This window comes from Roseobacter sp. (assembly GCF_039970775.1).
In the GTDB taxonomy this organism is placed as follows: domain Bacteria; phylum Pseudomonadota; class Alphaproteobacteria; order Rhodobacterales; family Rhodobacteraceae; genus Roseobacter.
In genome coordinates this window covers 1-10528 of the sequence record NZ_JBDVLG010000061.1, presented here as the reverse complement: position 1 = coordinate 10528, position 10528 = coordinate 1, and the positions used below count along the sequence as shown (strand labels likewise).

5 protein-coding genes are annotated in these 10528 nt (G+C 63.5%); all 5 read left to right on the top strand.

Features of this window, described 5'->3' with window-relative positions:
* Nucleotides 1-1623: hypothetical protein (locus ABJH13_RS16200; protein ID WP_348407250.1), on the top strand; the 1623-nt coding region annotated here is incomplete at its 5' end.
* Nucleotides 1620-2672: a hypothetical protein gene (locus ABJH13_RS16195; RefSeq protein ID WP_348407249.1), complete on the top strand. Its 1053-nt coding sequence runs from the start codon at nucleotides 1620-1622 to the stop codon at nucleotides 2670-2672. The genes ABJH13_RS16200 and ABJH13_RS16195, both read left to right, overlap by 4 nt.
* Before the next feature lie 3 nt (nucleotides 2673-2675).
* Nucleotides 2676-6503 (top strand): hypothetical protein, encoded by a 3828-nt coding sequence (locus tag ABJH13_RS16190; RefSeq protein WP_348407248.1) that lies wholly within the window; start codon nucleotides 2676-2678, stop codon nucleotides 6501-6503.
* Nucleotides 6503-10105: a hypothetical protein gene (locus tag ABJH13_RS16185; protein WP_348407247.1), complete on the top strand. Its 3603-nt coding sequence runs from the start codon at nucleotides 6503-6505 to the stop codon at nucleotides 10103-10105. The genes ABJH13_RS16190 and ABJH13_RS16185 overlap by 1 nt, the downstream gene beginning before the upstream one ends.
* A gap of 63 nt (nucleotides 10106-10168) precedes the next feature.
* Nucleotides 10169-10528 (top strand): IS6 family transposase (locus ABJH13_RS16180; RefSeq protein WP_348407251.1); only part of this gene is annotated, 360 nt, incomplete at its 3' end.

Below are 10528 nucleotides of genomic sequence, written 5' to 3'. Positions count from 1 at the left end.
TTTCCCACCATCGATGATCTCATCATGCTGACCCACGTGCGTGAAGTGAACCTCGAGGACACCGAGGCCGCGATGGGCGACGACGACGGGTTCCTGTCGGTGGTGATCGCCAACCGCATGCCGCAGTTCGACCGTGAAAATTGCCGCCCCAAGGCCTATACCGCCTGTCTGGTCAACCTTGAGGGTCAGCTCGGCAAACTGCCGCCCCCCGCCCCTCCGCGCGACTTTTTCAACGAGAACGACCTGCATCTAAGCGCGGTGCACGCCAATATCGCCCAGGCGGTTCATACGGGGGCGGCGGTCCCCGTGTCGGCGGGCGGCACCGAGCGCAATCTGGACATCACCAACGCGACCGCCATGACCGATGCCATACGCCGTGGTGAGGTTGTTCTGCACGGGGGCCGATTGATCGACCGCGCAGCCCTGACCCGGCGTGGCGCCAATGACTTGGGCGCGATTGATGCCGGCGCCCTGTTGGAGGGCGATTTTTCCGGGCTGGAGCCGATCGCTGCGGATGTGAGCGGACCCGTCTTGCAGGCCAAAGGGGTCTTTGGCGGCTTTGATCTGGATCTGGGGGCATTGTTTGCCGAGCCGATTTACCGGTTCCCGGTGCTGACCTCCTGGCGCTTTACCTGCTCGGAGGCGGGTAGCTTTGAGGGGTTGATGCAGGGGTTGGACGTAGGCCTTTTGGGCGCAAAGACCCCCGGCGGCTACAAACGCCCCCTGCCCGACTGCGAACCCGAAGAGACCGGCGAGGGCCCCGGCACCCCGCCCGTGTCGCTACTGCCTCTGGAAATCACCGAGACCGGACATATCGGAATGCCGCATCTGAGCCGTGCAGGGGCCGAGGAAAACGCCTGGTACCGCGGGCCGTTTTCGCCGCACCGCCTGATGCGTCGGGTGCACGCACGTCAGGACGACGACGGGCCCATTCTGGCGCATGTCTCGGACCACTTGCGGATGATGACACCCGAGGGGCGCCAAGACGTTTCGCTGGCGGTCGCCTTTGAAACCGGGCGTCTGCTGGCGATGTCGCAACCCTCCTTTGTGGCTTCGCTGATGCGCTGGCGGACACAACGGTTTGGTGTCGCCATCCAGCAGGCCAAGCAAGAGTCGTTGTTTCTGGACGGCGTGCTCGACCCGATCATCCCCCGCGACATCTACAACGATGCCGTCATCGCGGGCGCGTTGGGCCGCCGGGTCGAAGAAACGATCTTTGCTGACATGTTGAAACGGCGCGGGACCGCACTGGGGGCCGAGAGCCCGCTGGTGCGCCCAGGACGCAAAATCGACGCATTAGCCGGGCAACCAATAGATGATCTGGCCACGGGGCTGGGCATAAAACCCGAACTGTTGGAGAGCTGGACCACCCGGCCTGACGCGCCCGAGGTGCTGACCGAAGTCCAGGCCACCCCGGTTGAACTGACGGCCGCGGGGCCGGTACCCGAGGGCGATCTCCTCGACACCCAGCTTGATGACGCATTGGACGCGGGACTGTTCAGCATGGCCGAGCTCGCCGTGGGACGCGAGGCCCTTGAGGCGGGCACCCTCGACGATATCCAGACCTTTGACACCCTATCCGACTTCCTTGTGAACCGCCTGAAGGGGACCCCCAACCGATGACCCTGACCAAGCAAATCTCGCTCAACGCCGTAATGACCGCTCTTGAGGGTGCCGGCGTCGCCCCAGGCCCGGATGACCGACAAGCCGTTCCCCGCGACACGCTCGAATTTCTGGCCCGTCTGCGGCTGTTGATGGGGGTGCCGTTCAACACGCTGGTGCCGGACGAAGAGCTGTTGCCCAATGAATCAATCCGGTTCTTCTTTCTCGACCGCGCATGGACGGATGCGCTGGTGCAGGGCGCGCTCAGCGTGGCCACCACCAATTCCGTCGACCGCGCCCAGCTCGAGGCGATTTATCCCATCGTGGAAAAGGACGTCGATTTTTCCGAGCGGCGCATTCGCGTGCCGGGCGGAGAGACGCCATTGGGCGGCACAGCCGGGCTCGTGACCGGGTTTTTGATGCGCTCGGGTGCGGTGGCCGGTTGGCCGGGCATGCACATCCGCGCCTACCGCGAAGAACCCGACGGCAATGACGAAACCGTTCAACCCGAGAGTGACGAGACCCGGATCAAGCTGCTGCGGCTCGAGCGGTTGGCGCCGTCGGTGCTGCTGGCGCTGTTTGATGGCGCGCCCAGCGTGATCCATATCGAAGAACCCCGCCAAGGCGTACAATTCGGTACCCGCCTGACGCGCACCGGGCGCGGGCAAATGACCGCAACGGTGCCTGCGCGCAACGTACAATCAGCCCGTTATGTGGATGACACCGGAACCGAGATCGACCCCGCGGATGTGGATGAAGGCGACAGCCCGTCGGATCTGGCGCATGATATCCCGGTGCGGTTCCGTCCCGGTGCTGCGGGTGTGATCGACATGACCAACACCGCACGCGCTTTCCGCGACGCGCCCGGCACAGGCATGACCGGCGCGGGCGATGACCGCATCGACGGCGCCGAGTTTGCGTTGCAAATGCTGCGCTTTCCCTACCGGCAGGTGTTTGCCCAGTCCGAGACCACGCCAGCTATTCAGGATGCGGCGTTTCAACCGGGCGTGCGTGGCATTGCGCGGGCCTATTCCGCGGCCTTCCAAGCCGCCGCGGACGAGGAGGAGTAACCCATGGCCGAGCGCATCAAGCCGGAGTTGATGGCAGACATCCTGCGCCAGCCCAACTGGACGCTGGCCAATGCGGCGGCCAGGGCAACGCTGGATCTGGGCCTAACCCATAAGCGCCCGCCCGCTCCGCCGCCGCCAAGCCTGATTGTGCCCGTGGATGTCCAGGCGCTCTATGTGCCGCCCGGCACCAACAGCGGCGAGCGGTTCGTGCGCCTGCCAATGGATCTGACCTCGGGCGATCCGGACGAACGCGCGACAGCCGATCCTTTTTCCGCTGCGGTCCGGCGGCCGGGTGGTGTGCATCTGCATTGGGCCCTGCCCGATGGGTTGCTGCGCGGCGAGTTTCAGGAAGACGCCGATGATCCGCTCAGCTTGCGCGCCCTGCCCAACCGTTGGCTGATCCTGCGGATGACAGGCCGTAGCGGGGTCCGGCGTCTGGATATCACCGGCTGGGTGGTGTCGTCCGAGGACGGCAAGGTCGAACCGCTGGAGGGCTATCCAAACGGTGCGGTCCCCGGCAATGGCCCGCGGCTGCAACCGGATGAGCTGACGGCCACCGCTGGCGGATCGCCCACGTGGACATCGGCCTATGACGCCGCGATCAACCGCTTTGCCCTTCACGACGACCTGAGCGGGCTGGACGCAGACGCGGTCCTGACCGGGCTCGCCAGTTATGTGGTCATTGGCTGGTGGTCCGAACGCAGTGCTGATCCGCTCGCCGGAGCCTTCACCCCATTAACGACATCGCGCATTTTAGACGATCTGGGCTGGTCCGCCTCACCGGCCCCTATCGTACCCAGCTACACATCACCCGGGACGCTTGTCGCGAAGGCCAGTACGGCCTCAGCCGGGTCCTTTGAAAAGGTCGAACTGGCCAGCGAGCTACGCATGACCTCGTCTCAGCTGGCCCTGTCGCGCAGCTATCGCCCTTACGAATTTGACGATCTGGTTCTGGTCGCCCCCCGCACCCGGCTCAATACCGTGATGCATGGCACTGTGCAGGGCGTGCCCGTGCGGGGCGGCGTCAGCGATGATACGGCGCCCAAAGCCGGTGCTATTGAACTGGCGTTTGCCCCGACGCTCGAGACGATGATCGCCAGCTTCGCTGCCAAGCATCAAGAACTGGAGGACGCCAAGTCCCGCGAATACCTCGAAAGCCTGCTGACTGCGGTCGCCAATTCATCGATCCGTGACATCGACAGCCCGGACGGGATCGTGGCCCTGGATGAGGCCGAACACGGCGACGGGTTCGAGAGCTTTCAGGGGCCGGAAACCTATGAGGATGTGATCATCGAGGCGGGTCCACAGGCCCTCAAGGGTGGGCGCGGCCAGCGCAGCCGTTTGGCGGCTTCGAAAGCCGGTGGGCCAGTGCTGGCGGATGTGATGTGGCAGGGCCAGAGCCGCGGCACCGTCAAGTTTGTCGACGCGCAGATGAAGAGCCGCGTGCATAAATCCGTCAACGACCTGTACCGCATCAAAGACGTGCCCCCAGCAGAGCCTGCGGGCGAGGTACGGCGGATCCGCCGCCCCGGGCCACGCTTTCACCGCGCGACGCCACCTGTGCTGGGCCTGCGCAACTATGGTCGGCACCCGCGGTTCAATGACGACGGGCTTCATACCGAAGACGGCACCCTCGCCTGTCGCTGGGCATCAGAGCTGGCGGTGGCGTTCGGCACCTTGCTGCGTGCCGAGGACTATCTGCGGGATATCACCAACAGCCATGTGCCCACCGCCGTCAACCGCATCGTGCAACATAGTTTTCTGCTGGACCCCTACCTTCTGGAATGGGTGATCAAGGCCATTGTCGACACCGTGCCGCCCGCCGAAGTTGTACCGGCGCAGAACCGGCTAAAGGGCGAGATGGCGCTGCGGTATTCCGCCGATGGCATCTATGACGGGCAGGCTCCGGTTTTGCGCAGCGCGGGGCGGCGGGCCAGCCTGGCAGAGGCCGAAGCCAACGCGCATCTGTTCCTACACTCTCTGGCCGAAGGGGTTGAACCAAGCCCGGTTTCCATCACCTCCTGGGCCCAGCCATGGTGCCCGATCTGGCTGGAATGGGAGCTTGAGATCACGCCGGGCGACGGGCTGGGCGGGTTCGATCTGGGCGCTGTGGATTACGAAGGGCTGCCGCCCCTGTCTGAGGCACGTCCGCGTCTGATGGGCCGTGCGCCACTGACCACAGGGCTGGCGCGCAGCTATCAGGCCGCAATCACCACCTATCTGGCCGCCGAGGCCCAGCGAGACGACACCGGGGATGGCGAGATTGGTTCGGATCACGAAGAGGTGCTGGCGGAGCTGGCTGACTTCCTGACCAACCCGGACATGGGATCGGTCACAATCGACGGGCTTGAGGCGTTCTGGCTGGGCCTTGACGAAGGTCCCGATGGGCAGGTGCGTCCGACCCCCGTCTCCATCCCGGATGCGCTGCGCGCGGCGGGCCTGCCCCGCTTGCTGACATCGGGGCGGCTGCGGTTGACCCGCGCGCGGGTGATCGACACTTTTGGGCGCGTGCGCAACTTGCCGGTGGACCAGTTATTGATGCCGGCTGCGCATGAGATCACCGGGCCCGATGATCCGCCCGCGCTGCGGCGCCCCCCCCGGCTCGCCGTGCCTGCGCGGTTAATGTGGCGCCTGACAGACCCGGCCAGCGAAGGCCCCGACGCGCCGGAGGCGGCGCTCAATCAGCAAACGCCTGCCCTTAGCATCAATCCCATAGCAGGGTTTTTGCTGCCGGATTTCATTGATGAAGCGTTGGAGGTTTTTGGCGCTGACGGCACGCCGCTGGGGCAGATCATGGAGGACAGCGTCTCGGGCGGGTTGATGTGGGAAGGCGGCGTGGGCCGCGACGGGCCTGCGGTGACCCTGCCGGGCGAAGGACTGCCCGCTGCGGCCAAGCCCTGTGGTGACCTGGCGCAGGGCATGATCGACATAGACATCGCCACCCGGGCGGATCCCGACACCCGCGATCTGGAAAATCCGCTGTCGGCGTTTTTGCGCGCCGTCGACACCACCAGCTGGAGCGTCGAAGGCAACCTGAACCTCTCGGGGGCCTCGGTGGCGGGGCTGGTCGGTCGACCGGTCGCTGTGGTGACCGCGCGGCTGCGGCTTGATGTGCCGCAGGATCTCGCCATCACCGGTGCCTACGGTGAAGAGGCCGATGAGATCAGTGCACATTTGCTGGCCGAACAGGTCCGCGACCGGCTGAAATCCATCGCCTTTCCAATCCGGTTGGGCGAGATCTCCAAGGCGCATGACGGGCTCTATGGATTTTATGTCAACAATGACTATTCCCGGCTGCATCTGGTCGAACCGCTGGTCGGCCAGCTCGCGCGGATCAATCGTTATGGCGGTGGATACCGCGCGCTTTTGGGTCGTGTGGGGGCGGGTCTGGGCACCGATTTCCTGCCCGAAGCCTCGCCACTGGAGAGCCCCTATATCAGTCAGGCGGGTGATCTGCCGGTGCATGTGGGACAGGTTGTGCGGCTGACACTCTTGATGCACCCCTATGCGCGCATCCATGCAACCTCGGGGATCCTTCCCCGCAAATCATTGGAATTGCTCCGCGATTGGGTGGCACCGGGACTATCCAAGATCGCACCCTCGGCGCGCATCGGGCCTGTATTGATCGACCCCGACAAGGTGCGCCTGCCCAAGATCGCAGCCTTTGGCGCCGACCAGACCTGGGTCAAACGCAATACCCCGATTACCTGGCGGGACGATCCGATCCTGTCCGCCACCCAAGCCGCATTGCTGCCACAGGGACGGGTGCGCGTTGAGGAAGGCTACATCCGGATTGCGCCCAATACCGACAGCGAAGAAGGATCCAGCTGATGCGCTATGACTGGCCCCGAGATCTGGTGAAATCTGCGGACAGACGCAGCCGCCGCGAAGAGTTCAACCAATCCCTGCGCGAGAGCGTCGGCATCGACGGTGAGTTGGATTGGCTTGACCTGTTGCGCGCGTTGATGGCGGCGCGGGCGGCCCCACCCGGCCCCTGGTTGCCGCTGGGCCCCTCGGCCGTCTTGCGCGGTCAGGCCGACGGCGACCCGATGGTGGCAGGACGCGTGCGTGAGCTCTTTGTCAACCGCGAGGGCACGCGCGCCTATGCTGGCAGCGCCAATGGCGGGGTGTGGTATTGGGAAGACAGCCATGTGGCCTGGCGTCCAGTGGGCGCCTGGGGCGTCCAGCCCGGAATGTTGACCGCTGGGGAACGGGCGCAATTGTCTCTGACGGTGGGGGCATTACATGTGGAATTCGGGCGTAACGCCAGCGACGTCGACGACCCAGCAGGCGATGTGATCTATGCCGGCACCGGCGAGCTCAGACCCGGCGGCGCCGGGGCACCGGGCAGCAAACACGCCGGTATCGGCGTCCTCAAGCTGGAGGACACGATCAACGCAGTCCTGGCCGATCCCGGGGGCATCCCCTGGCAGGTCGAGGGTGGGACACAGATGCGGGGCCGCGGGATCTACCGTCTGGCCCGCAACCCCGGCTTTGATGGCACAGCGACGTCGGTCGAGCTGGTGTCGGCCACATCGAACGGTCTGTTTTTTCGTCAGGGCAATTTTGTGGCCGGCGCCGATTGGCAGCAGGTCCCGAAATCCAAATTCAATCATGACGATGATGATGTCCTAGTCTTTACCGATGCGCTGTGGAGTGAAAGCTCGGGGCTTTGGGTGGGCATGGTGACCTCCAGCGGTCCCGAAGGGCTCTATCATGCGCCCAGCGGTCCAACAGGTGCCTTCAACCGCATTGATCTCGACAAGCTCTATGGCGGCAGTGTGAGCTACAAGCGGCTGGCGCTGTGTCAGCCCGACACCGTGTCTGATCGCCTTTATGTGCTGGGCAAACGCAGAGGGCGCCAGATTGGTCATAGCGGCCTGTGGCGGGTAAATATCTCAGGATCCGCCGTCACCTCGCATCTGGTCGCGGATGTGCCCCGCAGCGTCTTCGCCTCAGATACGAAAATCAAAGGCAGGGGGTCAAGGATCACCGTCAAAGGGGATCAGGCCCATTACGATATGGCAATTGAGGCGGTTGCTGACACCGCCCCGGGCAAGGATACCGTGTATGTGGCCGGGGCCTACCGGAAGGGCGACGCCTCGATGCACGCTCTGATGGTCGAGGCCTTTGATGGCGGTTTTCGCGCCGATTTCGACATAGCGAATGAAGCCACGCCCGGCGATGACGATACCTTTGCCGGCATCGGGATCCACGCCGACGTGCACCAAATGCGAATGCGGCCAAACGGGCTTTGGGTGGCCTGTGACGGCGGTGTTTTCCTGCGCCGCCCCGATGAGACGGCCGTGCCGCGCAATCTCGGTCTGGCTGTGACCGAACCAGGGTATATCGATAGCTACCCAAAGATGGACGGCAGACTTTTGGCGGGGCTGCAGGACAATGCCGTGATCGAGAAAAGTGGCGATACCGTCTGGCACCGGCGCACCAGCGGCGATGGCGGCGGTGTCGCTTATCACCCCCTCCAGCCAAAGAAGTTCCTGGAGCAATTCACCCATTCGGACTGGAGCTTCCGAGAGGCAAATTCCGAGATCAGCTGGGCCTCTCTCGATAGGGTCATGACCCCGCCAGGTTTCGCCGATGACGAAGACACCTATGCGCGATCCTTCTTCTATTCCAAATCCGCAACGGCCCCCGGCCCGGGAACCAACGCGCAGGTCTGTATCGGAACAGACCGGTTATGGTACACGCAGGACTGGGGAGCTGGCGCGACACCAAAATGGGTCACGTTGCCCTCTGGCAAGGATCCCGCCGACGGTCTGTGGCCGGGCGTGCGCCAGGATCAGATCGAACGCTTCCGCGTCATCCGCTTTGCGGACCCCGGCACAGAAACCGCAATCACCAGCAGCACAACACCCGCAATGGACGGGTCAACCGTGCTAGCGCTCAGTGATGACACGCTCTTCCGGTTCACCCTGACCGTCAACGCCGCAGGCGATGATGCAACATGGACCAAAAAACGTGACGCGCGGATCAGCGGGGACAGACCGAGCAAGCAGAAATACGCAGAAGACGATCTGCCAGCTGTCTTCCTGAATTATCTGCCGCGCCCCTCTGGAATGAGCTTGACCGATGTCGCTTCGCATGAGCCCGCACGCGGCAGCTGCTATGTCGCAACCACCGGAAAATCCGACCGCCCAGACGGTGGTGGCCCGCCCGAAATTGACGAAAAATACGATACGTTGTGGTGGTTTGACGGCGAAGGACGATGGTATCCGACCGGATTGGTGAGCGCACCGATTGATGCGGCATCTGGAACGGCCGGGGTCCGGGCCAGCGCCCACAGCGTGATTGTCGACCCTGACGGCCTGCCGGATTTTGGAACGCCCGGCAATGTGGTGGACACAAACCGGCAGGATTATGTCTATGTGGGCACCCGTCTCGGGGTCTGGCGGGGGCGGTTGACCTTTACCGAAATCCCCGCTGATCCGGCCAATCCTGACCAGCCCACTTGGCAGCCTAGCTGGAGCTGGGAGCCTTTCTTTGACGGGCTGCCGCAAACTCTGGTTGAGGATCTGTCGATCTACACCGAAACGCGACCTGCCTTTGGTGGGCTCCCTGAAACACAGACCAAACTGCTGCGGGCCGCGCTGATCTCGCGCGGGGTGTGGGAGATGGATCTGGGCCCCCTGTCCGACAGCGTTGGCCGGCCCTTTTTGCGCACATCTCAGTTGGACACCGGGCGCAGGCCGATCCCTATCCAATCAAGTGACCACTACTCAGGACTGTTGCATATGGAATACCGGCACGCGCATAGCCCGGATGTTCTGGCGTGGAACTATGACCGCCGCGCAACGCTCGAGGCCAACCGCATGGAGGGGCGCACGGAGCTGACCGAACCCGACACGTTTGACACTGAGATCAACAGCAAGAGCACCCTCAAGCGCAGACTCTATCGCAAACGGCTGTCTGGCAGCGTGCCCGCCAATATTGCAGAGGTTCTGGTGCACCACCGGGTGCTGCAACCGATTGATACGAATGAGATAACAGTTCATCTTTTTGCCTGGACCAACCGCCCCTTCGGCATCAATCTACAGGACATGCCGCTGTCCACGACAGAGCGTGCGGCGATAAAGGCGGTGGTGGATGGCGGGCCGATGCCGGTCCAAGCGAACCTGCTGCATCTGGGGTCCGAACACCCGATTCGCCCCGTGGATGCCCGCATGACGCGCCCGGCGCAGTTCGCATTTGACCTCGATTACCCCTTTGATCCGGCGAACACCCTGTCGGGCGGAGGAGTCCTGCCGGATCAGGACAAGGTGATCCTGATTGCGGTGCTGGATGCCCCCGGGTTCCGGCTGTCAGAGGCAGCACTGTCGCCCGACGGCGTGGCCAACCCGTCGCTGGTTGACCTGACCCGGCGCAGCTCCCTGATCGCCGCATCCACCTACCGCCGAATCGAAGAGCAGCCCTAGGGTTGTTGTCACATTAACTTCCCTGAGGTTGATTGCGCCGCTATTTGGCCGTAGCAGATGGCGATGCAGCCCCCAACCATCAGCTACAGGCGCCACCGGTTTCCGCCTGAAGTCATCAGTCACTCAGTTTGGCTCTATTGCCGTTTCAATCTCAGCTTTCGAGACGTCGAAGAAATGCTGCTGGAACGCGGTATTGATGTTTCGTACGAAACTGTCCGCCAGTGGGTCAGGAAGTTTGGTCCTGCTATCGCACGTGGCTTACGCCGAAGGCAGCCTCGATCCGGCGACGTTTGGCATCTCGACGAGGTCGTCGTGACGATCAAGGGAACGAAATTCTGGCTGTGGCGAGCGGTTGATCAGCACGGCAGCGTTCTGGATGAAATCCTTCAACACAGGCGAGACAAGAAAGTAGCGAAACGCCTG

Bases quoted from the DNA above. Each gene is read 5' to 3' on its own strand.
- ABJH13_RS16190 (WP_348407248.1), top strand. From the start codon at position 2,676: ATGGCCGAGCGCATCAAGCCGGAGTTGATGGCAGACATCCTGCGCCAG.
- ABJH13_RS16185 (WP_348407247.1), top strand. From the start codon at position 6,503: ATGCGCTATGACTGGCCCCGAGATCTGGTGAAATCTGCGGACAGACGC.
- ABJH13_RS16195 (WP_348407249.1), top strand. From the start codon at position 1,620: ATGACCCTGACCAAGCAAATCTCGCTCAACGCCGTAATGACCGCTCTT.